General features: G+C 72.6%; 15 protein-coding genes. 9 read left to right on the forward strand and 6 right to left on the reverse strand.

Annotation, left to right across the window (positions count from 1 at the left end):
• Positions 1-247 precede the first annotated feature (247 nt).
• Entirely contained in the window at positions 248-1,126 is an 879-nt protein-coding gene (gene panB / locus ABD345_RS34285; protein ID WP_344557998.1) for a 3-methyl-2-oxobutanoate hydroxymethyltransferase, read from the reverse strand.
• Between the two features lie 249 nt (positions 1,127-1,375).
• Between panB and ABD345_RS34290 the strand changes: the two genes are divergently transcribed.
• The 3 genes from ABD345_RS34290 to ABD345_RS34300 all read left to right on the forward strand — a co-directional run bounded on the left by ABD345_RS34290 (position 1,376) and on the right by ABD345_RS34300 (position 4,922).
• Complete coding sequence (locus ABD345_RS34290; protein WP_344558000.1) at positions 1,376-2,992, forward strand: MFS transporter; 1,617 nt, start codon at positions 1,376-1,378, stop codon at positions 2,990-2,992.
• A 23-nt stretch (positions 2,993-3,015) separates the two neighbouring features.
• Positions 3,016-3,696: a TetR/AcrR family transcriptional regulator gene (locus ABD345_RS34295; RefSeq protein WP_344558002.1), complete on the forward strand. Its 681-nt coding sequence runs from the start codon at positions 3,016-3,018 to the stop codon at positions 3,694-3,696.
• A gap of 221 nt (positions 3,697-3,917) precedes the next feature.
• The gene (locus tag ABD345_RS34300; protein WP_344558004.1) at positions 3,918-4,922 is read left to right on the forward strand and encodes an endonuclease/exonuclease/phosphatase family protein; all 1,005 of its coding nucleotides are present in this window, start codon (positions 3,918-3,920) and stop codon (positions 4,920-4,922) included.
• Here ABD345_RS34300 and ABD345_RS34305 read toward each other — a convergent pair.
• Positions 4,916-5,695: a putative protein N(5)-glutamine methyltransferase gene (locus ABD345_RS34305; RefSeq protein WP_344558006.1), complete on the reverse strand. Its 780-nt coding sequence runs from the start codon at positions 5,693-5,695 to the stop codon at positions 4,916-4,918. The two genes, ABD345_RS34300 and ABD345_RS34305, sit on opposite strands and share 7 nt — an antisense overlap.
• Positions 5,696-5,911: 216 nt before the next feature.
• On the reverse strand, positions 5,912-7,654 hold the full coding sequence (locus ABD345_RS34310; RefSeq protein ID WP_344558008.1) for an NAD+ synthase: 1,743 nt from the start codon (positions 7,652-7,654) through the stop codon (positions 5,912-5,914).
• A 240-nt stretch (positions 7,655-7,894) separates the two neighbouring features.
• Between ABD345_RS34310 and glnA the strand changes: the two genes are divergently transcribed.
• On the forward strand, positions 7,895-9,256 hold the full coding sequence (gene glnA, locus ABD345_RS34315) for a type I glutamate--ammonia ligase (RefSeq protein ID WP_014135480.1): 1,362 nt from the start codon (positions 7,895-7,897) through the stop codon (positions 9,254-9,256).
• Positions 9,257-9,343: 87 nt separating this feature from the next.
• Here the strand turns inward: glnA and ABD345_RS34320 are convergent, their stop codons facing one another.
• The gene (locus ABD345_RS34320; protein WP_344558010.1) at positions 9,344-10,522 is read right to left on the reverse strand and encodes an HNH endonuclease; all 1,179 of its coding nucleotides are present in this window, start codon (positions 10,520-10,522) and stop codon (positions 9,344-9,346) included.
• Positions 10,523-10,711: 189 nt separating this feature from the next.
• Between ABD345_RS34320 and ABD345_RS34325 the strand changes: the two genes are divergently transcribed.
• Together ABD345_RS34325 and ABD345_RS34330 are read left to right on the forward strand one after the other, a co-directional pair.
• Positions 10,712-11,134 carry a hypothetical protein gene (locus tag ABD345_RS34325; RefSeq protein ID WP_344558012.1) on the forward strand — a complete coding sequence of 141 codons (423 nt, stop codon included), beginning with the start codon at positions 10,712-10,714 and terminating at the stop codon, positions 11,132-11,134.
• Between the two features lie 96 nt (positions 11,135-11,230).
• Positions 11,231-12,247 (forward strand): HNH endonuclease, encoded by a 1,017-nt coding sequence (locus ABD345_RS34330; protein ID WP_486327096.1) that lies wholly within the window; start codon positions 11,231-11,233, stop codon positions 12,245-12,247.
• Between the two features lie 122 nt (positions 12,248-12,369).
• Here the strand turns inward: ABD345_RS34330 and ABD345_RS34335 are convergent, their stop codons facing one another.
• Positions 12,370-13,524 carry an acyltransferase family protein gene (locus ABD345_RS34335; RefSeq protein ID WP_344558017.1) on the reverse strand — a complete coding sequence of 385 codons (1,155 nt, stop codon included), beginning with the start codon at positions 13,522-13,524 and terminating at the stop codon, positions 12,370-12,372.
• A gap of 168 nt (positions 13,525-13,692) precedes the next feature.
• Between ABD345_RS34335 and ABD345_RS34340 the strand changes: the two genes are divergently transcribed.
• Positions 13,693-16,740 carry a bifunctional [glutamine synthetase] adenylyltransferase/[glutamine synthetase]-adenylyl-L-tyrosine phosphorylase gene (locus ABD345_RS34340; RefSeq protein ID WP_344558019.1) on the forward strand — a complete coding sequence of 1,016 codons (3,048 nt, stop codon included), beginning with the start codon at positions 13,693-13,695 and terminating at the stop codon, positions 16,738-16,740.
• Positions 16,741-16,903: 163 nt separating this feature from the next.
• Here ABD345_RS34340 and ABD345_RS34345 read toward each other — a convergent pair whose 3' ends face one another.
• Complete coding sequence (locus ABD345_RS34345) at positions 16,904-17,854, reverse strand: phosphatase PAP2 family protein (RefSeq protein WP_344558021.1); 951 nt, start codon at positions 17,852-17,854, stop codon at positions 16,904-16,906.
• A gap of 320 nt (positions 17,855-18,174) precedes the next feature.
• Here ABD345_RS34345 and pulA point away from each other — a divergent pair, with 320 nt between their 5' ends.
• Both pulA and ABD345_RS34355 read left to right on the forward strand, forming a co-directional pair.
• Positions 18,175-23,751: a pullulanase-type alpha-1,6-glucosidase gene (gene pulA, locus ABD345_RS34350; protein WP_344558023.1), complete on the forward strand. Its 5,577-nt coding sequence runs from the start codon at positions 18,175-18,177 to the stop codon at positions 23,749-23,751.
• Positions 23,752-24,205: 454 nt separating this feature from the next.
• Positions 24,206-25,948 (forward strand): M4 family metallopeptidase (locus ABD345_RS34355; protein WP_344558025.1); only part of this gene is annotated, 1,743 nt, incomplete at its 3' end.

Below are 25,948 nucleotides of genomic sequence, written 5' to 3' on the forward strand. Positions count from 1 at the left end.
CTGTCACGGCGCTGTCAGAGCGGTGACAGGAGGGCACCACCAGGGGCTCGGGGAACGGCGAGCCCGTGGCTGCTGGCGGTTCACTGCCGTTGCGCGCGTGGGCTTCTGGTTCTGTTCACCACACGCAGCAGCACGGACACTTCGGTGGGCTCCGGCCGTCAGCAGCACGGACTCGCCGTTCCCCGAGCCCCTGTCGGGACTCCCTGCCAGGGCTCCCTGCCAGGGCTCCCTGTCGGGACTTCCCGGCTCAGCTGAAGGAGTGCTCCGGGCCCGGGAAGGTGCCCTCGCGGACGTCGGTGGCGAACTCGGCCGCGGCGCGGGCGAGGGTCGAGCGGAGGTCGGCGTACTGCTTGACGAACTTGGGGACGCGGCCGGCCGTCATGCCGGCGAAGTCGGTCCAGACCAGGACCTGCGCGTCGGTGCCGGGGCCGCCGCCGATGCCGACGGTGGGGATCGCGGAGTGCTCGGTGACCTGCGCGGCGAGTTCGGCGGGGACGGCCTCCAGGACGACGGCGAAGGCGCCGGCCTGCTGGACGGCCTTCGCGTCGCGCAGCAGCTGGTGCGCGGCCTCGTCGCCGCGGCCCTGGACGGGGTAGCCGCCGAAGGCGTGCACGGACTGCGGGGTGAGGCCGATGTGGGCCATCACCGGGATGCCGGCGTCGACGAGCAGTTCGATGGTGCGGGCGCTGCGCTCGCCGCCCTCCAGCTTGACGGCCTGGACGCCGGCCTCCTTCATCAGGCGGGCGGCGTTGTGCATGGCCTGGGCGGGGGACTCCTGGTAGGAGCCGAACGGCAGGTCGGCGACGATCAGGGCGCGCTGGGTGCCGCGGACGACGGCGGCGGACATCATCACCATCTGGTCCATGGTCACCGGCACCGTGGTCTCGTAGCCGAGGTGGCAGTTGCCGGCGGAGTCGCCGACCAGCAGGACGGGGATGCCGGCCTCGTCGAAGACCCCGGCGGTGAGGGCGTCGTAGGCGGTGAGCATGGCCCAGCGCTCGCCGTTGCGCTTGGCCTTGGCGAGGTCCCGGACGGTGACCCGGCGGTTGGTGACCCCGCCGTAGAGGGTGGTGCCGGCGGGCGCGTCCTGCGTCTGGGCAGGCTGAAGCGGAGAGGCGTTGTTCATCGAACAGGCTCCTGGTGTGTGTCGTCTCGAGGCGCCGTGCGGCGTCCCCGGATCTGGCTCCATGCTTGCACGCCGCGGGCCGCGCGCAAAGAGTCGGGAGTCCCGGTCGTGTCCGGCGGGGTCGGGACGGGTGCCGGGGGAGGACCGGGCGGGTCCGGGCGGAGCCCTTGGGGAGGTCTTTGCCGTTCCTTGCCCGTGCAGTTGCGATACGAGACCGTCTCGTATTGAAAAACCGGCTAGGCTGTTCGCATGACCTCGCCGACCGCAGCTGTCCAGGCACCCCGGGTGCCGGAAGCCGTACACCGCCGACGCTGGTGGATCCTGGGCACCCTGGTGCTCGCCCTGCTCGTCGTCGTCCTCGACAACTCGATCCTCAACGTGGCGATGAAGACCATCGCCACCCCCGCCCCGGTGGGCCTCGGCGCGAGCCAGAGCGACCTGGAATGGGCGATCAACTCCTACACGCTGGTCTTCGCGGGCCTGCTGTTCACCGCCGGCCTGCTCGGCGACCGGTTCGGCCGCAAGTGGACGCTGCTGGCGGGCATGCTGGTCTTCGGCCTCGGCTCGCTGCTGTCCGCGATGGCCGCCAGCCCGGGCGAACTCATCGGCTACCGCGCCGTGATGGGCCTCGGCGGCGCCTTCGTGATGCCCGCCACGCTGGCCATCATCATGAACGTCTTCGAGCGGCACGAGCAGCCCAAGGCGATCGGCATCTGGGCCGGCGCGGTCGGCCTGGCCATCGCCATCGGCCCGATCACCGGCGGCCTGCTGATCGAGCACTTCTGGTGGGGCTCGGTCTTCCTGGTCAACGTCCCGATCGTGGTCGTGGCGCTCGCCCTGATGGGCTGGCTCGTCCCGGACTCCAAGGACCCCAACCCCGGCAAGCTCGACCCGGTCGGCGTGCTGCTGTCCATCGTCGGCCTGGTGGCCCTGATCTACGGCATCATCAAGGGCGGCGAACTGGCCGACTTCACCGACCCGAAGGCCTGGGTCCCGACCCTGGTCGGCGTGCTCGCGCTGGTCGCCTTCGTGCTGTTCGAGAAGCACAGCCGGCACCCGGCGCTGGACGTCACCTGGTTCCGCAACAAGGTGTTCTCGGCCTCGATCGGCGTGGTCGGCATCGTGTTCTTCGCGCTGATGGGCGTCTCCTTCTTCGGCGTGTTCTACATCCAGAGCGTCCGCGGCTACAGCGCCCTGGAGGCCGGCGAGCTGATGCTGCCGCTGGCCGTCGCCCAGCTGCTCTTCGCGCCGCGGGCCCGGCTGGTGGTCGACCGCTTCGGCGTCCGCGCCACCTGCGCCGGCGGCATGCTGCTGGTCACCGTCGGCTTCCTCGGCTACGCCTTCCTGACCGCGACCAGCCCGATCTGGCTGCTGATCGTGCTCGGCTTCGTGATGGGCACCGGCATGGCGCACGTCATGCCGCCGGTGACCGTGGCCATCATGGGTGCGCTGCCGCGGGAGAAGGCCGGCGCCGGCTCCGCGCTGAACAACACCTTCCGCCAGGTCGGCGGCTCGCTCGGCATCGCGGTGCTCGGCGCGCTGCTCTCCACGGTCTACCGCAACGGCGTGCAGGACCACCTGTCCGCCGTCCCGGAGCAGTTCCGCGACCGGGCCGGCGAGTCGATCGAGTCGACCCTCGGGACGGCCGAGAAGCTCCAGCTGCCCGCGCTGGTCGACCCGGCGAAGGACGCCTTCATCCACGCCATGCACGTGGTCTCCGGCGTCTCGGCCGGCGTCACCGTGCTCGGCGCGGTGCTGGCGCTGCTCCTGCTGCCCGCCAAGGGCGCCGCAGCCGGCGGACCGGGCGCCCCGGCGGCCGTCCCGCAGGGCCGGACGGACTCCGGCGCGAGCACTGCCAAGGTGTGATCACGAGGGTGGAGAATAGGGCCATGACGAGCGCCGACACTCCGCTCCCGCCGTACCCCGGCCCCGCCGCGGAGCAGGACGCTCCGCGGCGGGGCCGTCCGCGCAGCGAGGCCGCCGAACAGGCCATCTACGCCGCCGTCGAGAAGCTGATGGAGGACGGCACCGGCCTGGCCGAGCTGTCCATCGAGCGGATCGCCGCCGAGGCGGGCGTCGGCAAGGCCACCATCTACCGGCGCTGGCCCAACAAGGAGGCCCTGCTGGTGGACGTGGTGGCCCGGCTGGAGGAGCCGCTGCCCCCGCTGCTCGGCCCGACCTACCGGGACGACCTGATCAACGCCGTCGACTACATGCGCCGGCGCGGCCTGATCAAGCGCTCCCGCTGGGTGGTCCGCTCCGCGCTCGGCCAGATGAACAGCTGGCCCGAGCTCAAGCACACCTACCAGGAGCGGGTGGTGCGGCCCCGGCGCGAGCTGGTCCGGCAGATCGTCCGGCGCGGCGTCGAGGCGGGCGAACTGCGCGCCGACCTGGACCAGGAACTGCTCTGCGAGCTGCTGATCGGCCCGATCCTGCTGCGCACCGTCCTGTGGGACGACTCGCCGCTGGAGGACCCGGACCTGCCCCGGCAGATGGTCGACGCCGCCCTGCAGGGCATCGGCGCCGCCCCGTCCGCCGGGGCCGGGCCCGTCCCGTCCGCCGCCCGCTGAACCGTCCCGTCCGCCGCCCGCTGAACCGTCCCGTCCGCCGCCCGCCGGGCACCCCGGGGCGCACCCCGTCCGGCGCAGGGGCGGAACTTCCCGGGCACTTCGCCGCGTCCATCCCGTCATAGGCTGAGCCGAGAATCGGATCGGGGCAGGTCGGGGCCGCCGTCGGGCGGCCCGGCCGGTCGGCGGGCGAGTCGGCCGGGTGCGACGGCGAGGAGCGGACGATGGTGCGGGCGGACGGCCCGGCGGTACTGGCGCAGGAGCCGGAGCGGCCCGAGGGGCGGCGGGAGAAGCTGCGCCGCTGGTTCGACTGGCGGCGCGGGTGGCCGCTCACCGCGCTCGGCCTGCTGGTCACCGGGCTGCTGGTGTTCCACGCCCAGGTGCCCAACGCCGTCGGCGACCTGGGCAGCCTGCTGGAGACCTTCCTGCCCTGGCTCGGCCTGGCCGTCCCGGTGCTGCTCGGGCTCGCGCTCTGGCGGCGGGCCGGGGTGGCGCTGGTCGCGGCGCTGCTGCCCGGCGCGGTCTGGCTGAACCTGTTCGGCGCGCTGCTGGTCGACAAGGGCAGCGGGCCCGGCGACTTCACCGTCCTGACCCACAACGTGGCCGCCGCCAACGACGACCCGCAGGGCACCATCCGGATGCTCACCGGCTCCGGCGCCGAGATCGTCGCGCTGGAGGAGCTGTCCGCCTCCGCCGCCCCCGGGTACGCCGACGGGCTGGCCGCCGCCTTCCCGTACCACGTGGTGGAGGGCACCGTCGGGCTGTGGTCCAGCTACCCGATCGACGAGGTCTCGGTGGTCGACATCAAGATGGGCTGGACCAGGGCCTTCCGGGCCCGGGTCACCACCCCCAAGGGCCCGCTCGCGGTGTACGTCGCCCACCTGCCCTCGGTGCGGGTCACGTTCGACACCGGTTTCACGGCCGGCCGGCGCGACGTCAGCGCGCAGGCCCTCGGCGACGCGATCGAGCACGAGCCGCTGCGCCGGGTGCTGCTGCTCGGCGACCTCAACGGCACCATGAACGACCGCAGCCTGGCCCCGGTCACCTCGCAGATGCGCTCCGCCCAGGGCGCGGCGGGCGACGGCTTCGGCTTCTCCTGGCCGGCCTCCTTCCCGACCGCCCGGATCGACCAGATCCTCAGCAAGGGCGGCCTGGTCCCGACCGACTCCCGCACCCTCCCGGCGGACGCCAGCGACCACCTCGCGGTGGCCGCCGACTACCGCTACTGACGCCGCCGCCCGATCACCACGGTGGCGTCCCGCTCGCCGTCCTGCTCGGTGCGCGGGACGAGCCCCGCCGCCGTCAGCAGGGCGGCGGTGGCCGGGGCCTGGCGGGCGCTGGTCTCGATCAGCAGCAGGCCGCCGGGCGCCAGCCAGCGCGGGGCGGCCGCCGCGACCCGGCGCTGGACGGCCAGGCCGTCCGTCCCGCCGTCCAGCGCGGTCGCGGGCTCGTGGTCGCGGGCCTCCGGGGGCAGCAGCGGGATCTCGCCGGTCGGCACGTACGGGGCGTTGGCCAGCAGCAGGTCGACCCGGCCGCGCAGGTCGGGCGGCAGCGGGGCGTCCAGGTCGCCCAGGTGCACCCGTCCGCCGTACGGGGTCAGGTTGCGGCGGGCGCAGGCCACCGCCGCCGGGTCGACGTCCGCGGCGTGCAGTTCGACGCCGGGGCCGAGCCGGGCGGCCAGCGCCGCGCCGATCGCGCCGGAGCCGCAGCACAGGTCGAGCAGCACCGCGCCGGGGCGGCCCAGCGCGGCGGCGCGTTCGACCAGGAACTCGCTGCGGCGGCGCGGCACGAACACCCCGGGCGCGAGCGCCACCCGCAGCCCGGCGAACTCGGCGTAGCCCACCACCTGCTCCAACGGGTGTCCGGCGCACCGGAGTTCGACCATCGCGTCGAGCCGGGCGGGATCGTCGGCGGCGGCCAGCAGCAGCCGGGCCTCGTCCTCGGCGAAGACGCACCCGGCGGCGCGCAGCCGGTCGATCAGGGGGGTAGGGGGGAGTGACACGGGGACCTCTCGAAGAGCCTGGCGGGCTCCCCGTTCGGTCAGGCCGCGACCCGGCGGCGGGGGAGCACCTCGACGACCTGCACGGTGATCTCTCCCACCTCCTCGGTCCGGCGCGCCGTCCATGATCGGGCGCGTGCTGCGGCGCTCACCCTAACCCCTGCGGCCCGCACTGTCAGCCCTGCCGCCCCCGGCCGTCAGCCCTGCGGCCCCGGGCCGTCAGCCCTGCCGCCAGCGGTTGGTGATGGGCAGCCGGCGGTCGCGGCCGAAGTTCTTCGGCGAGACCTTCGGGCCCGGCGGGTACTGCCGGCGCTTGTACTCGGCGGTGTCCACCAGCCGCACCACCCGGTCCACCACCTCGGCCGGGTACCCGGCGGCGACGATCGCGTCCCGGCCCTCGTCGCCCTCCACGTACCGGGCCAGCACGGCGTCCAGCAGGTCGTAGTCGGGCAGCGAGTCGGTGTCCTTCTGGTCCGGCCGCAGCTCGGCGGACGGCGGCTTGACGATGGTGTTCTCCGGGATCGGCGGCACCTCGCCGCGGGCCTCGGCCTGCGCGTTGCGCCAGCGCGCCAGCTTGAACACCAGCGTCTTGTACACGTCCTTGATCGGCCCGTACGCGCCCACCGAGTCGCCGTACAGCGTCGAGTAGCCGACCGCCAGCTCGCTCTTGTTGCCCGGAGCCAGGACGATCTGCCCCTCCTGGTTGGAGATCGCCATCAGCAGCGTGCCGCGCAGCCGCGACTGCAGGTTCTCCTCGGCCAGGCCGGTCAGCTCCGCGGCGCCCATGTACGCGTCGAACATCGGGGCGATCGACACCGTGCGGAAGTGCAGGCCGGTGCGGCGGGCCAGCTCGGCCGCGTCGTCCCGCGAGTGCTGCGAGGAGTAGCGCGAGGGCATCGAGACGCCGTACACGTTCTCCGCGCCGATCGCGTCCACCGCGATCGCCGCCACCAGCGCCGAGTCGATGCCGCCGGACAGGCCGATCAGCACCGAGCGCATCCCGTTCTTGCGGACGTACGCCCGGGTGCCCTCGACCAGCGCCGCGTACACCTCGGCCTCGTCGTCCAGCCGCTCGCCGACCTGCGGCGCGACCGGCGCCGCCGACTCCTTCGGCGCGCCGCCCAGGTCGACCCTGGTCAGCTTCAGGCCGTCGGCCAGCACCGTGCCGTCCGGCAGGCCGTCCTCGGCCGCGGCCGGCAGGTCGAGGTCCACGACCAGCAGCGCCTCCTCGAACTGCGGGCCGCGCAGCAGCAGTTCGCCGTCCTCGGTGACCACCAGCGACTCGCCGTCGAAGACCAGCTCGTCCTGCGCGCCCACCATGTTCAGGTACACCAGCGGGCAGCCCGCCTCGGCCGCCCGGCGCTTGACCAGCTCCAGCCGGACGTCGTCCTTGTCGCGCTCGTACGGCGAACCGTTCAGCGACAGCAGCAGGCCCGCGCCCGCCTGGCCGGTGGCCGCGACCCGGCCGCCCTCCTGCCAGATGTCCTCGCAGATCGCCAGCGCCACGTCCACGCCGTGCAGCCGCAGCACCGTCAGCTGGTCGCCCGGCACGAAGTACCGGTACTCGTCGAACACGCCGTAGTTCGGCAGGAAGTGCTTGGCGAACCTGGTCACCACCTCGCCGCCGCGCAGCACCGCCGCGCAGTTCTGCGGCTTGCCCGCGTACCGGGTGCCCGGCTCGCCGCGGCCCAGGTAGCCCACCACCACCGGGGTGTCGCCCAGGCCCTCGGCCCGCAGCTTCGCCGCCAGGTCGACCAGCGCGGCGCGCGAGCCCTCGACGAACGAGCCGCGGAAGGCCAGGTCCTCCACCGGGTACCCGGTCAGCACCATCTCCGGGAAGGCGATCAGGTCGGCGCCGGACCCGGCGGCCCGCTTCGACCAGCGCAGCACCTCCTCGCTGTTGCGGGCGAGGTCACCGACCCAGGGGTCGATCTGGCACAGGGCGAGACGCAGATTCGGCATGCCCCCGAGTGTAATCGTCTAACTGACGTTATGTCGCGGGGGGTGCCTCCCGTTCCGCCCTCCGGGTCCCGCCGGGCAGCTCCGCCCCCCTCCGCCCCCCGGAACCGCCAGGGATCGGCAAGCGGGCGAAGATCCGCCATGATGGGGGGCGACGCGGTCCGGGCGAGGTCTTCGCCGGACCGGGCCGGCCGGTGCGGGCGGCGTAACACGGGCGTAAAGAGCAGAGGTGAGACTGTCCCCATGGGCAAGCAGCAGGAGTTCGTGCTTCGCACGCTCGAGGAGCGTGACATCCGGTTCGTCCGACTGTGGTTCACCGACGTGCTCGGGTTCCTCAAGTCGGTCGCGGTCGCCCCGGCGGAGCTGGAGCAGGCGTTCGAGGAAGGCATCGGCTTCGACGGCTCGGCGATCGAGGGCTTCGCCCGGGTCTACGAGTCCGACATGATCGCCAAGCCGGACCCGACCACCTTCCAGATACTGCCGTGGCGCTCCGAGAACCCCGGCACCGCCCGGATGTTCTGCGACATCCTGATGCCCGACGGCTCCCCCTCCTACGCCGACCCGCGCTACGTCCTCAAGCGCACCCTGGAGAAGGCGTCCAACCTCGGGTTCACCTTCTACACCCACCCCGAGATCGAGTTCTTCCTCCTCAAGGACCTCCCCGGCGACGGCACCCCGCCGACCCCCGCCGACCAGTCCGGCTACTTCGACCACACCCCGCGCGGCATCGGCCACGACTTCCGCCGCCAGGCCATCACCATGCTCGAATCCATGGGCATCTCGGTCGAGTTCAGCCACCACGAGGGCGCCCCCGGCCAGCAGGAGATCGACCTCCGCTACGCCGACGCGCTCTCCACCGCCGACAACATCATGACCTTCCGCCTGGTCATGAAGGAGGTCGCCCTCGAACAGGGCGTCCACGCCTCCTTCATGCCCAAGCCGTTCTCCCACTTCCCCGGCTCCGGCATGCACACCCACGTCTCCCTCTTCGAGGGCGACCGCAACGCCTTCCACGAGTCCGGCGCCGAGTACCAGCTCTCCAAGGTCGGCCGCTCCTTCATCGCCGGCCTGCTCAAGTACGCCGCCGAGACCGCCGCCGTCACCAACCAGTGGGTCAACTCCTACAAGCGCATCTGGGGCGGCTCCCAGCGCACCGCCGGCGCCGGCGGCGAAGCCCCCTCCTACATCTGCTGGGGCCACAACAACCGCTCCGCCCTCATCCGCGTCCCCATGTACAAGCCCGGCAAGCAGGGCTCCACCCGCATCGAGGTCCGCTCCCTCGACACCGGCTGCAACCCCTACCTCGCCTACGCCGTCACCCTCGCCGCCGGCCTCAAGGGCATCGAGGACAACCTCGAACTCCCCCCCGGCGCCGACGACGACGTCTGGGCCCTCACCGACGCCGAACGCCGCGCCCTCGGCATCCAGCCCATGCCCCAGAACCTCGGCGAAGCCATCGACCTCATGCAGCGCAGCGAACTCGTCGCCGAGACGCTGGGCGAGCACGTCTTCGACTTCTTCCTGCGCAACAAGCGCCAGGAGTGGGAGGAGTACCGCTCCGAGGTCACGCCGTTCGAGCTGCGCAAGGTGCTGCAGGTGCTGTGACCCCGTCGGGTTCCACGGGCCGTGGAGGCTCCGGGGGCGGTGGCTTCGCCGCCGTCGCCGGAGCCTCCACGGTGCAATGCGGTGTGCCTAACGGCCCCCCGACTGGCCGGTGCGGCGCAGCCACTCGTCGTAGCGCCACTTGAGCGCCATCGGGTGCGGCAGGCGATCCAGCGCGAGTTTCGGGTGCACGATGCCCATGCTCTCCAGGCTTGGCCCGCCGGGGCGTGCTTCCGCGGTGAGGGTGTCGGGATTGATGGCGAAGAGGTGGGCGTCAAAAGCCCGGTGGAGCGCAGCGTTCATCGGCAGGCCGTTGCGGGCGTCGGAGGTGCCGCCGTCGGCGTCTCCTCGGAGGTGCGCCGCCTCGATCATCTGAGGGATGACGATCCCCGAGAGCGGGCAGTGCGCCCCGTACCGCCGGAACACTTCGATCTTGAACCGTGCCTGGTCCGGTCGGTCGACCACGGTCCCGCTGCGCTTGCGGCGCCGATTGCCTTCGAGTCGGAATGGTTGTTCTTCCGAGCGGTCGCGGTCCAGGAGTTGAACGGGTGGGGTCTCACCGAAGCGGACCAGGAACAGGCTGCTCTCGTCCTCCCAACCCTCCACCCACGCGAGGTGCACGCCACGGAGGGGCCCGCGCTGGGTGATGACGAATAGGGGGAGCTGGAGCGTGGCGGCCGCCTTCGTGGCGTTGACTTCGGCCAGGTCACGGCCCGGTAGCAGGGTGGAGGGGTAGTGGTAGAGCGCTCCGCTCTCGCTCAGGTCATCGGGGTAGTGCTGGCCGGTGTGCTTGAGTCCGATCGTCACGCCGTCGGGGTGGAACTGCCGGGTGCGGGACATGTCCGCCCAGATGCCGCGGTAGTTGCCGTACGCGCCCACTGAACGGATGGCGTCCGAGGTGACCAACCCCGAGTCGTCTCGTCGCGCGAGCAGGTTCTGCCACACGGCCAGGCGCCACTCCCGTTCTTCCTTCACGGTCTTCGTGTGGCTGTTGAGGACCGTGAAGCCCATGGCGCGCAGCGTGGAAGTTGCGGCTTCCGCACCGTCGTTGAGCTGGGCGTTCGGCAAGGGATCGGCGGCCTGGTGCTGGTAGCCGTGAGCAACGCCGGCGATCGCCTCGGCGTCGTACAGCAGGTCGGCGTGGCTGAGGTAGTACTGCGTCGAAGAGTCGCTCCCGTACTTGGTGCGGAAGGCGTGGCCTCCCAGACTGTCGTACTCCCTGAGCGCCTCCTCCACCGCTGAGGCGCTCGTCAGGTCCTTGATTCTCATGCGCTGTCCCCCTGGGTCTCGGCTGGCGGTGCGAGCCTAATAACGCGAGCGGCCTGGGAGTGGTTCGCCCGCGGAGAGTGATCCCGACCTCAGTGCCGGAGCGGGTGCTCGCCGGGGCCGTGTGGTGTATGCGAGCGGGGCGGGGGGAAGCGGAACCCTGTCGAACGTCACGGGCCGGGAGGGGTAGGGATGGAACTGCGGTTGCGGTACGCGCCGGAGGTGGGGAACGCCGGGAGGTTCGCGGCGGACATCGTGGCGTCGGCGGCGCAGGTGAGCGGGGTGGAGCTGGACTACTCGGTGGCCAGCCTGGCGGTGGTCGACGGGATCATCGAGGAGTTCCGGGGCAGCGGGATCGTCAGTGGCCAGATCGGCGAGACCCTGTTCGGGTTCGGCTGCTACGTGGGCGAGGTGATGGTCCGACAGGGCGGGGCGGCCTGGCGGGGCGTCGGCGGGGAGGAAGCGGCGGCGTTCGGCTTCCCGCTGGTGGTGGACCTGCCGAGCGGGCAGGTGGGCAACCCGATCGGGAAGGTGTTCCGGCGGCTGGAGAACGGGCCCGAGGACAGCCTGCCGTACTTCTACGCGGTGTTCGCGGAGCCGTGGCGCCCGGTGTAGTCCGGGCCGGGAAGCGGCGTTCCGGCGGAGGCGGCTCGGTGCCCGGCGGTCAAATCCGGTCGCTCCGTTGTCGGAAGCAGACCGTACCCTCGTGCCATGCGGCGAGGAGAGATCACCATAGAGTCAGTGCTGAAGGCCATCGAGGAGTACGACGAGCTGGGGCGTGAAGTCTTCCTGTCCCGTTACGGCTTCGACCGTGCGCAGTCCTACGTCCTGGTCCACGAGGGCAGGGAGTACGACTCGAAGGCCATCGCTGGAGTCGCCCACAAGTGGACGCAGGGACGCGCGCTGCCTGCCGGCGATTTCAGCGGGGGCAAGGACCACGCAGCTGCCTGGCTGAGGTCGCTGGGCTTCACGGTCAAGGTGCTCAAGAACCCGGACTGGGTCTGGGACGAGGTGATCCTCGCCTGCGACCTCGTGGCGTCGAACGGTTGGCACGAACTCGACGCCAACGACCAGAGGGTCCGGGAACTGTCGGAGCTGCTCCAGCTCCTCCCGTTCCACGGGGAGGACGTACGGGGTGAGAAGTTCAGGAACCACAACGGCGTTGCCCGCAAGACCGCTGACATCGCGACCAGGCATCCCGACTACCAGGGGAAGGCGACCAAGGGCGGCGAGACCGACCGGAGGGTGCTGCGCGAGTTCCTGGAGCGGCCGGAGGAGATGGCGCAGGCGGCCCGCCTCATCCGGGCGCAGCTGGCTGCGGGGCAGTCTCCGGTCGGGGCACCGGTGGACGAGGAGTCGGAGGAGGAGTACGAGGCGCCCGAGGGGCGGCTGCTCATGCGTCGGCACCGGGCCAGGGAGCGGGACCGGAAGCTGAGGCAGCGGAAGATCGACTCGGTGCTGGGCAAGGGCGGCACCCTGGCCTGCGAGGTCTGTGGTTTCGACTACGAAGCCGTGTACGGCGACCGCGGGGCGGGCTACGTCGAGTGCCACCACGTGGTGCCCCTGCACGTAGCGGGCGAGGGGACGACGAAGCTCGCGGACCTCGCGCTGATCTGCGCCAACTGCCACCGGATGATCCACCGGAAGGCGCCGTGGCCCACCCCGGCCGAGCTGCGGGAGACCATCGTCGGGCGGAGGAGCGCGGGGGGCGACGGGCCCGTCGGCTGAGCCGGGCGGGGCGGGGGACGGACGCCGTTGCCCGGTGCGGTCATCCCCGCGCTGCAGGAGGGGGCGGGACAACCGCGCCGGGGCGGTGGGGGCGGATGGGGGGCGGCCCCGGGGATCGTTCGCTACCCCGGGGAGGGCAGTTCCTCGCGGGCCTGGTGCGTCGTCGGCTCGCTGCCGGAACGGGGCCGGGCCACCCCGGGGGTGTGGGGCGGGCCGGCCGGGTGGTCGCGGAGGAGGCGTTCCAGGGGGTGTTCGACGAGGTGGTGGAGGGTGCCGGCGAGGATGAGGGAGGTGGTGAGGAGGAGGAGCCAGGTGGTGGCGGTGGGGAGGCCGGGGGCGGGGTGGCCGTAGTGGTGGAGCCAGGGGCGGAAGGTGATCTCGTGGACCAGGTACCAGGCGAAGGACCAGTTGCCGAGGGTGGTCCAGGGGCGGCGGGCGAGGGGGCCGTCGGGGCGGCGCAGGTCGGACTGGGCGGCGGCGGTGATCAGGGCGGCGAAGAGCGGGGCGGAGAGGAGTTGGGAGGCGCTGTAGGGGCTGTACCAGGCGGGGTCGGGGACGGCGTGGTGCCAGGGGACCAGGGCGAGGTGGAAGGCGGCCACGGCGAGCGCGGCGGGCAGCAGCGGCAGGGCGGGCAGCCGGCCGCGGCGGACGGCCAGGGCGAGGGCGGCGCCGAGCAGGAACTGCGGGGTGCGGCCGAGCGGCAGGTAGTCGAGGAGCCAGCTGCGCAGGGCGGGGTCGGTGACGGCGGAGCCCGCGAGCCAGAGCAGCGGCCCGGTGGCGCAGCACAGGGCGGCGGTGCGCAGGCCGGGGCGCAGGCGCGGCAGGAGGGGGAAGAGCAGGTAGAACCAGGCTTCGTCGCCGAGCGACCAGCCGGCCGGGTTGCCGCCCATCACGGTGCCGCGTCCCCAGGGGTGCAGCAGCGGCAGTGACCACAGGGCGGCGGTGACCGGGACGGCCGCGCCGAGGGCGGCGTACACCGCGAGCGAGGCGCCGGTGGTGAGGGCGTGCAGCGGCCAGATCCGGGCGAGGCGGCGGCGGTAGAAGCGGCGGGCCGGGACGCGGGCGTCCGCGTACGTCCAGGCGAGCACGAAACCGGAGAGCACGAAGAAGAAGGTGACGCCCGAACGCCCGTACCAGGCGAGCGGGCTGAGCACCGGCAGGGTGCCGACCTGGCGGGAGAGGTGGTAGCAGACGACCAGCAGCGCGGCGAGGAAGCGCAGGCCGGTGAGCGAGGGGAGGCGGGCGGGGAGGGCGGGGGGTGTCCGCAGCGGGGTCACCCCGTGGCCAACGAGCCGGCCGGCGGGGTGTCACGGGCGGGGAGCGGGGCGGGCGGGCCGACGGTGCGTCACGGGGCCCCTCCGGGGCGGGCGGGAACGTACGCTTCGGGCAGGGCGGCGCGCGGGACGGCCGCGCGCACGGGCACGGGCACGGGAGGCGGGACGACGGTGGAGGAACGGGCCGGGAGCCGGGTCAGCCGGCTGGAGACCCGACTGGTGCGGCGGGGCTTCTCCGACCCCGACCAGGCGGTGCGGCTGCTCGGCGAACCGGAGTTGCAGGGCCTCGCCGCCGATCCGGTGCTGCTGGACGCGCTGGGCGCCGCCGCCGACCCGGACCAGGCGCTGTTCGGGCTGGCCCGGCTGCTGGAGGCGCTCGACCCGCACGAGCGGCACACCCTGCGCGACACCCTGACCACCTCCAAGCCGCTGCGCGACCGGCTGCTCGGCGTCCTCGGCGCCTCCACCGCGCTCGCCGACCACCTGGCCCGGCACCCCCGGGACTGGCACGCCCTGGTCTCCTTCGAGCTGCGCGACATCCACCCCGGGCGCGGCGACTTCCTCGGCGAGCTCACCCGCCGGGTGTGGGCCGAGCCGGACGCCGACCGGGCCGACGCGCTGCGCGCCGCCTACCGGCGCTGCCTGCTGGCCATCGCGGCCCGCGACCTGTCCGGCACCACCGACCTGCCGCAGGCCGCCGCCGAGCTCGCCGACCTGGCCGGCGCCACCCTGCAGACCGCCCTGGACATCGCCGCCGAGCAGGACCCGGAGGCCGCCGCGGCCGCCCGGCTGGCCGTCATCGGGATGGGCAAGTGCGGCGGCCGCGAGCTCAACTACGTCTCCGACGTGGACGTCGTCTTCGTCGCCGAGGCCCGGGAGGGCGTCGAGGAGCAGCGGGCGGTGCAGGCCGCCACCCGGCTGGCCGCGCACGCCATGCGGCTGTGCTCCGACACCACCGGCGAGGGCACCATCTGGCCGGTGGACGCCAACCTGCGCCCGGAGGGCCGCAACGGCCCGCTGGTGCGCACCCTGGCCAGCCACCTCGCCTACTACCAGCGCTGGGCCAAGACCTGGGAGTTCCAGGCCCTGCTGAAGGCCCGCCCGATCGCCGGCGACCCCGAACTCGGCCGCGCCTACGCCGAGGCCATCGCCCCGCTGGTGTGGCAGGCCGCCGCCCGGGAGAACTTCGTCACCGACGTCCAGCAGATGCGCCGCCGGGTGGTCGACGCGATCCCGGCCGGGGAGCTGGACCGGCAGCTCAAGCTCGGCCCCGGCGGCCTGCGCGACGTCGAGTTCGCCGTCCAGCTGCTGCAGCTCGTGCACGGGCGCACCGACGAGGCGCTGCGCAGCGGCAACACGCTGGAGGCGCTGGCCGCGCTCAGCGACGGCGGGTACGTCGGCCGGGCCGACGCCGCCTCGCTGGACGCCGCGTACCGCTTCCTGCGCACCCTGGAGCACCGGATCCAGCTGCAGCGGCTGCGCCGCACCCACCTGATGCCCACCGACCCGGCCGACCTGCGCCGGCTGGCCCGGACGATGGCCCCGCTGATCCAGGGGGACACCCGGGGGGACGGCCCGGTCGCGGCGCTGCAGCGCGAGTGGCGGCGGCACGCGGTGGAGGTGCGGCGGCTGCACGAGCGGTTGTTCTACCGGCCGCTGCTGGACGCCGTCGCCGAACTGCCGGTCGCCGAACTGCGGGTCACCGGCTCCGGCGCCGCCGGGCTCAGCGCCGAGGCCGCCAAGCAGCGGCTGGCCGCCCTGGGGTACGCCGACCCGGCCGCCGCGCTGCGGCACATCTCCGCGCTGGCCTCCGGGGTCAGCCGGAAGGCCGCGATCCAGCGCACCCTGCTGCCGGTGCTGCTCGGCCGGTTCGCCGACTCCGCCGACCCGGACGCCGGGCTGCTCAACTTCCGCCAGGTCTCCGACGCGCTCGGCCGCACCCCCTGGTACCTGCGGCTGCTGCGCGACGAGGGCGCCGCCGCCGAGCAGCTCGCCCGGGTGCTGTCCGCCGGGCGCCTCGCCCCCGACCTGCTGCTGCGCGCCCCCGAGGCGGTCGCCATGCTCGGCGACGCCGGCGGCCTCGTCCCGCGCGGCCGGGCCGCGCTGGAGGCGGAGGTGCTGGCCGCGGTCGGCCGCTCCGGCGGCCCGGCCGCGGGCGTCGCCGCCGTGCGGGCGGTCCGGCGCCGCGAGCTGTTCCGCACCGCCGCCGCCGACGTGCTCGGCCGGCTCGACGAGGACCCGGCCCGCGCCCTCGACCTCGCGGGCGAGGCGCTCACCTCGATCACCGCTGCCACCCTGCAGGGCGCGCTGCGCGCCGCCACCGACGGCTGGGAGGCCCGGGGCGGCGAACTGCCCACCCGGATCGCGATCGTCGCGATGGGCCGGTTCGGCGGCCGCGAACTCGGCTATGGCTCGGACGCGGACGTGCTGTTCGTGCACGAGCCGAAGTCCGGCGTCCTCGACGAGGAGGCCGCGCGGGCCGCCCGCGAGGTGATCGGCGAACTGCGCACCCTGCTGGCCGCCCCGTCCGTCGAACCCCCGCTGCTGGTCGACGCCGACCTGCGCCCCGAGGGCCGCAACGGCCCGCTGGTGCGCACCCTCGGCTCGTACGCGGCGTACTACGCGCGCTGGTCGCACGTCTGGGAGAGCCAGGCGCTGCTGCGGGCCGAGGCGACGGCCGGGGACGCGGAGCTGGGGGAGCGCTTCCGCGAGCTGATCGACCCGCTGCGCTACCCCGGCGCCGGCGTCCCCGACCGGGACCTGGTGGAGATCCGCCGGATCAAGGCCCGGATCGAGTCCGAGCGGCTGCCGCGCGGCGCCGACCCCACCACCCACACCAAGATCGGCCGCGGCGGGCTGGCCGACGTCGAGTGGACGGTGCAGCTGCTCCAGCTCCGGCACGGCCACGAGCTGCCCGCCCTGCGCACCACCCGCACCCGGGCGGCGCTGGCCGCCGCGGCGGCGGCGGGCCTGGTCGACCGGGAGGACGCGGAGGTGCTGGACGCGGCCTGGGTGCTGGCCTCCCGGGTGCGCGCCGCGGTGATGCTGGTGCGCGGGCGGGCCGGGGACAGCTTCCCCGGCGACGCCCGGGAGCTGGCGGGGGTGGCGCGCTACCTGGGCTACGGGGTGGGGCACTCGGGGGAGCTGGTGGACGAGTACCGGCGGACGACGCGGCGCGCGCGCCGGGTGGTGGAGCGGCTGTTCTACGGCGGGGAGTAATGCTTGCGCACGAACGCGAAACCAGGGGCGCGGGGAACTGCGCGGCCAACCCAGTACGCACCGCAAGATCGCGAAGCAGGACGGTGTCTTGCACTATCCCGCGATCTTGCGGTGCGTTCGGGGTGCTCGCGCAGTTCCCCGCGCCCCTGGCGGCGCGCCAGCGCTAGGCGTTGACCTTGGTGTCCCACTGGGCGGGGACGGTGAGCTCCCGGCCGACCGGGTCGCCGGGCCTGCGGGGCAGGCGGTAGACCCAGGTGTGGTAGAGCAGGCGGGCGGCGAGGAAGCCGACGGCGAGGCAGACCAGGCCGCCGACCGCGTCCAGCCAGAAGTGGTTGGCGGTGGAGACGATCACGCTCAGGGTGACCACGGGGTAGGCGAGGCCGAGCAGGCGGACCCAGGTGCGGCGGGCCAGGAAGAAGACGGTCAGGCCGCACCAGGTGGACCAGCCGATGTGCATCGAGGGCATCGCGGCGTACTGGTTGGAGACCGTCGCCCCGGCGCCGGAGGCCAGCGAGCCCCAGGTCTGGTGGAGCGTGACGGTGTCGAGGAAGCCGCCGCCGGTCATCAGGCGGGGCGGGGCCAGCGGGAAGCAGTAGAAGCCGACCAGGGCGATGCCGGTGGTGATGAACAGCACCGTCCGGGAGGCGGCGTAGCGGCCGGGGTGGGAGCGGTAGAGCCAGACCAGCACGCCGATGGTGATGATGAAGTGCAGGGTGGCGTAGTAGTAGTTCATCCCGACGATGAGCCAGGTGACCGAGTTCACGCCGTGGTTGACGGAGCGCTCCACGGCGATGCCGAGGGTGTGCTCCAGGTTCCAGACCCAGGTCGCGTGCTTCTGGGCGATCTCGGCCTGCTCCGGGACGGCGTTGCGGACCAGCGAGTACAGCCAGTAGCTGAGGCCGATCAGGGCGAGTTCGAAGAGCAGGTGCGGACGGCGCGGGCTGCGGCGCTGCTCGCGCAGGCGGTTGCGGACGGCGGCGGTGGGCGACTGGGCGACGCGGGTGGCTCCGCCGGGCTGACGGGGGGTGTGCTCCGTTCCCGGGTCGGAACCGTCGTGCGTGGTCCGGTCGGCACGTTCGGCGCCGGCTGTCTGGATCTCGGTCGGTTCCCCCATGGAGGAGAAGTCTGCCAGACCGGCTGTGGCCGCTTGCTCATCCTCTGGTCGGGGATTCTTCACCGACTGTCCCCCCACGGGGGTAGGGGTAGATCGGTTTTCGAGGCGCATGCGCTCCATTGTGGCGCGCGGGTTACCGGGGGTCGAACCGGGGTCTGGTTCGGGTACGCACCCCGGCGGTGCCGGGGGAGGGGCTCAGGTCACGACTCGGTATGACTCGGGCCGGAAACCCCTTTCGCATCTTGCTGAAACATCTTGCAGGGCGCTAGGTTCCACGCCACCCACCCCTTGCCCGAGCGCCCCCGAGGGAGAGCCCTGCCGTGGCCGACGCCCCGTTCCGCCCCCAGCGCCGCACCACCCCGTACCGCCGCCCCGGACGGGCCGCCGTCCTGGTCGCGGCCTCGCTGATCGCTGCCACCCTGGGCGCCGTGCCGTTCGCCGCGGCCGCGTCCACCCCGCCCGCCCCGCCGTCCGACAAGGAGCTGGCGGCCACCGCGGCCCGGCACGACCTGACCCGCGAGCAGTTCTACTTCGTGCTGCCGGACCGCTTCGCCAACGGCAGCACCGCCAACGACACCGGTGGCATCACCGGCGGCCGGATGGACAACGGCCTCGACCCGGCCGACAAGGGCTTTTACCACGGCGGTGACCTGCAGGGCCTGATCGACAGGCTCGACTACATCCAGGACCTCGGCACCACCGCGATCTGGATGGCGCCGATCTTCAAGAACCAGCCCGTGCAGGGCGCCGGCGCGGACGCCTCGGCCGGCTACCACGGCTACTGGATCACCGACTTCACCCAGGTCGACCCGCACTTCGGCACCAACGCCCAGCTCAAGGAGCTGATCGACAAGGCGCACAAGCGCGGCATCAAGGTCTTCTTCGACGTCATCACCAACCACACCGCCGACGTCATCGACTACGCGGAGAAGACGTACGACTACCGTTCCGAGGGCGCCTACCCGACCCTCGACGCGGACGGCAACCCGGTCGACGAGACCGCGGTCGCCGACGCCCGGGCGCAGTGGCCGAGCATCACCAAGGACTCCTTCCCCTACACCCCGGTGCTGCGCGACCAGGCGGGCGCGACCGCCAAGACCCCGTCCTGGCTGAACGACCCGTCGCTCTACCACAACCGCGGCAACTCGACCTTCGTCGGCGAGTCCGCGACCGAGGGCGACTTCTCCGGCCTGGACGACCTGGACACCCAGAACCCCAAGGTCGTCGCGGGGATGGAGAAGATCTACCAGCAGTGGGTCGCCGAGACCGGCGTCGACGGCTTCCGGATCGACACCGTCAAGCACGTCAACCTGGCGTTCTGGGAGCAGTGGGCGCCCGCGCTGAAGCAGTTCGCCGCCCAGCAGGGCAACAAGAAGTTCTTCATGTTCGGCGAGGTGTACTCGGGCGACCCGGCGATCACCTCCCCGTACGTCACCCAGGGCAAGCTGCAGGCCACCCTGGACTTCGCGTTCCAGGAGGCGGCCCGGAAGTACGTCTCGCAGAACGGCTCGGCCAAGGCGCTCAGCGAGCTGTACGCGCAGGACTACCGGTACACCACCGCCGACACCGACGCCTACGAGCTGCCGACCTTCCTCGGCAACCACGACATGGGCCGGTTCGGCTCCTTCCTGCAGAGCGACAACCCGGGCGCCTCGAACGACGCGCTGCTGGCCAAGGACCGGCTGGCCAACGAGCTGCAGTTCCTCACCCGCGGCCAGCCGGTGGTCTACTACGGCGACGAGCAGGGCTTCACCGGCGCGGGCGGCGACAAGGACGCCCGGCAGGACATGTTCGCCTCGAAGACCCCCTCGTACAACACCGACACCGTGATCGGCGGCGCCTCCGGCTCGAAGGACCGCTACGGCGAGGACGGCGCGCTCTACCGGGGCATCACCGGCCTGGCGAAGCTGCGCAAGGACAACCCGGCGCTGGCCGACGGCGCCCAGGTCGAGCGGTACGCGGCCGACGGGCCGGGCGTGTACGCGTTCTCCCGGATCGACGCCAAGGAGCAGGTCGAGTACCTGGCGGCGGTCAACAACGCCACCGAGGCGAAGACCGTCACGCTGGACACCTTCTCCGCGGGCATGGACTTCGACGGCCTGTACGGCATCGGCGGCAAGGTCACCAGCGGCGCGGACGGCAAGGTGACGGTCACCGTCCCGGCGATGTCCTCGGTGGTGCTGAAGGCCAAGCACAAGCTGGCCAAGCCCGCGGCCGGGCCGTCGATCACGGCCAGCGCGCCGGCCGACGGTTCGTACGGCACGGTCACGCTGGGCGCGGACGTGCCCGGCGGCGGGTTCAACCGGGTCACCTTCGCCGCGCAGGTCGGGGACGGGGCCTGGCAGACGCTCGGCACCGCCGACAACGGGGTGTATCGAGTCACCCAGAACCTGGACGGGGTCGCGCCGGGCACCGTCGTCCGGTTCAAGGCCGTCGTCGAGGACTCGGCGGGTCGGCTGGCCTCCACCACCGGGCAGTTCACCACCGGGCAGCAGGCGCCGACCCCCGCGCCGAGCGCGGTGACCCGCGAGTACGCGGTGGTGCACTACCAGCGGCAGGACGGGAACTACGACGGCTGGAACCTCTACGCCTGGGGCGACCTCGCCGACGGCGAGGCGACCACCTGGCCGGAGGGGCACGGCTTCGTCGGGCGGGACGCCTACGGCGCGTTCGCGTACGTGAAGCTCAAGGGCGGGGCGTCCGACGTCGGGTTCGTGGTGGAGAACAACGGCACCAAGGACGTCGACCAGGACCGGCACATCGACATCTCCGCCACCGGCGAGGTGTGGATCAAGGAGGGCGACGCCACCGTCCGCACCGCGAACCCGGACGGCGCGCAGCCGGTGCCGGAGGGCAAGGCGGTCATCCACTACCGGCGGGCCGACGGCGACTACACCGGCTGGGGCCTGCACGACTGGACCGGCGCGGCCACCCCCACCGACTGGGGCAACCCGCTGACGCCCGCCCGGCAGGACGCGTTCGGCGCGGTCTTCGAGGTGCCGCTGGCCGAGGGCGCGACCAGCCTCAGCTACATCATCCACAACGGCGGCGACAAGGACCTGCCGCAGGACCAGTCGCTCGACTTCGCCACCTCCGGCCGGGAGATCTGGATCGTCGGCGGGCAGGAGGGTCACCTGCTGCCGCAGAGCGCCGGCACCTCCTCGCAGCTCGACCTGGGTTCGGCCAAGGCCCAGTGGATCGACGCCAGGACCGTCGTGGTGCCCGCCAACTACGGTGCGGCGGACGCCCAGCTGAAGGGCGGCACCAGCGCCCAGCTGATCTACGACCCCGAGGGCGGACTGAGCGTCGACAAGGGCGTGCTGTCCAAGCCGGGCCACTGGATCCGGCTCGACCCGGCGGCCGGCCTCACCGACGCGCAGAAGGCGAAGTTCCCGCACCTGGCCGGGTACCGGGCGTTCACCGTCGACCCGCGCGACGCGGGCCGGGTCACCGCCGCGCTGCGCGCCCAGGTGGTGTTCACCGAGCACCTGCCCAACGGCGCCGCGCTCGCCGCCACCGGCGTGCAGACCCCCGGCGTGCTGGACGACCTGTACGCGGCCAAGGCGGCCTCCGCGCAGCTCGGCCCGGTGTACTCGGGCGACCAGGGCAAGGGCAACAACGGCAACGGGAACGGCAAGGACAAGGACAAGGACAAGGACAAGGGCGACAGGCGCAAGGTGACGCTGTCGCTGTGGGCGCCGACCGCCACCGACGTCGCGGTGCAGCTGTTCGACAAGGCGAGCGGCGGTACCCCGAAGACCGTGCCGCTGAAGCGGGACGACGCGACCGGCGTCTGGTCGCTGACCGGGGACGCCAAGGACCTGGACGGCAAGTACTACCTGTACCAGGTGAAGGTGTGGGCGCCGAGCGTCCAGCAGGTGGTCACCAACCTGGTCACCGACCCGTACTCGACCGCGCTGGCCGCCGACTCCAAGCGCAGCCTGGTCGCCGACCTGTCCTCGGCCGCGACCAAGCCGAAGGGCTGGGACCAGCACCGCAGCCCGGAGGCGATCCCGGCGGTGAAGCAGCAGATCCAGGAGCTGCACGTGCGGGACTTCTCGTCCGCCGACAGCACCGTGCCGGCCGACGAGCGGGGCACCTACCTGGCGTTCACGCAGTCCAGGTCGGCGGGCATGCAGCACCTGAAGGACCTGGCCAAGGCCGGGGTGACCACCATCCACCTGCTGCCGACCTTCGACATCGCCACCATCCGGGAGAACCGGGCCGACCAGAAGCTCCCGGCCTGCGACCTGGCCGCGCTGGCCGCCGACTCGGACGGGCAGCAGGAGTGCGTGGCGGCCGTGCAGGCCGACGACGCCTACAACTGGGGCTACGACCCGCTGCACTACACGGTGCCGGAGGGCTCGTACGCGACCGACCCGAACGGCACCGCGCGCACCGAGCAGTTCCGCGAGATGGTGCAGGCGATGCACGAGGCGGGCCTGCGGGTGGTGCTGGACGTGGTGTACAACCACACCGCCGCGGCCGGGCAGGACGACAAGTCGGTGCTCGACAAGGTCGTCCCCGGCTACTACCAGCGGCTCAGCGACAGCGGCAAGGTCACCACCGACTCCTGCTGCGCCGACACCGCGCCCGAGCACGCCATGATGAACAAGCTGGTCGTGGACTCGGTGGTGACCTGGGCCAAGCAGTACCGGGTGGACGGCTTCCGGTTCGACCTGATGGGCCTGGACCCGAAGTCGACCATGCTGGACGTGCAGTCCGCGCTGCGGGCGCTGACCCCGCAGAAGGACGGCGTCGACGGCAAGAACGTCTTCCTGTACGGCGAGGGCTGGAACTTCGGGACGGTCGCCAACGACGCCCGGTTCGTCCAGGCCACCCAGGTCAACATGGCCGGCACCGGCATCGCGACCTTCAACGACCGGATCCGGGACGCCGGGCGCGGCGGCAACTACGAGCTGTCCTCGGCCCCGCAGCAGGGCTTCGCCTCCGGCCTGTTCACCGACCCGAACGGCTCGGCCGACAACGGCACCCCCGAGCAGCAGAAGGCCCGGCTGCTGCACCAGATGGACCAGGTCAAGGTCGGCCTGACCGGCAACCTGTCGGCCTACGAGTTCACCGACAGCAGCGGCAAGCCGGTCACCGGCGGCGGCGTCGACTACAACGGCTCGCCGACCGGCTACGCGGCCAACCCCGGCGAGGCGGTGGAGTACCTGGACGCGCACGACAACGCGGACCTGTACGACGCGCTGGCGTTCAAGCTGCCGCAGGGCACCTCGCCCGCCGACCGGGCCCGGATGCAGGCGCTCGGCCTGTCGCTGACCGCGCTGAGCCAGGGCCCGGGCTTCGCCCAGGCCGGCAGCGACCTGCTGCGCTCGAAGTCGCTGGACGCCAACTCCTTCGACTCCGGCGACTGGTTCAACTCGATCTCCTGGGACTGCAAGCAGGGCAACGGCTGGGGCCGCGGCCTGCCGATGGCGGCCGACAACCAGTCGATGTGGGCCCGGGACAAGCAGCTGCTGGCCGACCCGAAGCTGCGGATGGGCTGCAACGAGATGGGCGCCAGCACGGCCATCTACCAGCAGTTCCTGAAGATCCGGCAGTCCTCGCCGCTGTTCGCGCTGGCCAGCACGGCGGAGGTGCAGCGCCGGCTGTCCTTCCCGCTGTCCGGCACCGCGGGGGAGAACCCGGGCGTGATCACCATGCACCTGGACGGCACCGGGCTGAAGGGCGCCGAGAAGGGCATCACGGTGGTCTTCAACGCCACCCCGACCGCGCAGACCCAGACCGTGGCGGGCCTGCGGGGCAGCAAGCAGCGGCTGCACGAGGTGCAGGCGAAGGGCAGCGACCCGGTGGTCAAGCGGGCAGCCTTCGACCCGGCCTCGGGGACCTTCACGGTGCCGGGCCGGACGGTGGCGGTGTTCGTCCAGAACTGATGGTTTCCCAGCGGTAACAGGGGCCTCACCTCCGGGTGGGGTCCCTGGCCGTGTTGGCCGAAAACCGATGACGGGCGGGGAGGTTTGGCACGGACCTTCCCGGATCCGTCCCACATGCCGGACCATGAGGGGCCGTCGGGCAGGTGGCGACGCGGTCATTAATCGGTCAAACCCTGGCATGCATCTGTCATTCGCATGGTGTTTGCTGCCAGGATTCCCCCGGCTGCGAACCGACAGGTAGCCCCAACTCCCCTCTCCCGCCGGAGCGTTCCTCCCCGAGGACACCGGCGGCAGCAGCCCCGGCGCGCGTACCCCAGTGCGTCCGGCACCGCGAACCCGCACCGCACCGCACCCCGCGCCGCGAACCGGCGGCAGGGGCCCCCGCTGCGCCGCAACCGCGGCCAGATTCTCTCCACCGCTCGTGACCCCGCGACGGTCGGTAAAGGAGTCCCGCATGTCTCGCCGCACGCATGCCCGCGTGAGCATGGCCGCCCTCGCGGCCACCACCGCCCTACTGGTGACCGCGATCCCCGCGGCGGTGGCCCAGGCCGCCCCCGCCGCCCCCTCACCGGCCGGCCAGGCCGCCTCCCAGCAGGCCGCCGCCGGGCACGCCCAGCTGATCTCCGACGCGGGCAGCCGCTCGGCGGGGTTCGCCCAGGCCCTCGGCCTGGGCGCCCAGGAGAAACTGGTGGTCAAGGACGCGTCCAAGGACGCCGACGGCACCCAGCACTTCCGCTACGAGCGCACCTACGGCGGACTGCCCGTCCTCGGCGGCGACCTGATCGTCCACCAGGCCGCCAACGGCACCACCAAGGGCGTCGACCGGGCCTCCTCCGCCTCGCTGGACGGCCTCTCCACCACCCCGAAGCTGGCCGCCGCCAAGGGCCAGGCCGCCGCGCTGGCCGCCCAGGCCGGCTCCGCCCTGGACACCGCGCCCCGGCTGGTGGTCTGGGCCGCCGACAACAACCCGCGCCTGGCCTGGGAGACCGTGGTCTCCGGCGTCCAGGAGGACGGCACCCCGAGCAAGCTGCACGTGGTCACCGACGCCACCAGCGGCGCCGTGATCCAGAAGTGGGAGGGCGTGCAGACCGGCACCGGCAACGGCGTCTTCGTCGGCAACGTCACCCTCGGCACCTCGCAGTCCGGCTCCAACTACCAGCTCAAGGACCCGACCCGCGGCGGGATGTACACCACCAACCTGGCCAACGGGACCAGCGGCACCGGCACGCTGTACTCCAAGTCCACCGACAGCTGGGGCAACGGCACCGTCTCCAACGGCGAGTCCGCGGCCGTCGACGCCCACTACGGCGTCGCGTCGACCTGGGACTACTACAAGAACACCTTCGGCCGCAACGGGATCCGCAACGACGGGGTCGGCGCGTACAGCCGGGTGCACTACGGCAGCAACTACGTCAACGCGTTCTGGGACGACAGCTGCTTCTGCATGACCTACGGCGACGGCTCGGGCAACACCCACCCGCTGACCGAACTCGACGTCGCGGGCCACGAGATGACGCACGGCGTCACCTCCAACACCGCGGGCCTGAACTACTCGGGCGAGTCCGGCGGCCTGAACGAGTCCACCTCGGACGTGTTCGGCACCATGGTCGAGTTCTACGCGAACCTGCCCACCGACAACCCGGACTACCTGATCGGCGAGCTGATCAACATCAACGGCGACGGCACGCCGCTGCGCTACATGGACAAGCCCTCCAAGGACGGCTCCTCCGCCGACAGCTGGTCCTCCACGGTCGGCAACAAGGACGTCCACTACTCCTCGGGCGTCGGCAACCACGCCTTCTACCTGCTGGCCGAGGGCAGCGGCGCCAAGACCGTGAACGGCGTCAGCTACAACTCGCCCACCGTCAACAGCATCACCGTCACCGGCATCGGCCGGGACAAGGCCGCCGCCATCTGGTACCGGGCGCTGACCACCTACTGGACCTCCACCACCAACTACGCGAGCGCCCGGGCCGGCATGCTCTCCGCCGCCACCGACCTGTACGGCGCGGGCTCGGCCGAGTACAACGCCACCGCCACCGCCTGGGCCGCCGTCAACGTCGGCTCGCTGCCCAGCACCGGCGGCCCGACCGTCACCAGCCCGGGCAACCAGTCGACCGCGCTGAACGGCGCCGCCAGCCTGCAGATCACGGCCTCCGGCGGCACCGCGCCGCTCGGCTACTCGGCCACCGGGCTG

Origin of the sequence: Kitasatospora saccharophila, from assembly GCF_039529925.1 — a bacterium.
Taxonomy (GTDB): domain Bacteria; phylum Actinomycetota; class Actinomycetes; order Streptomycetales; family Streptomycetaceae; genus Kitasatospora; species Kitasatospora saccharophila.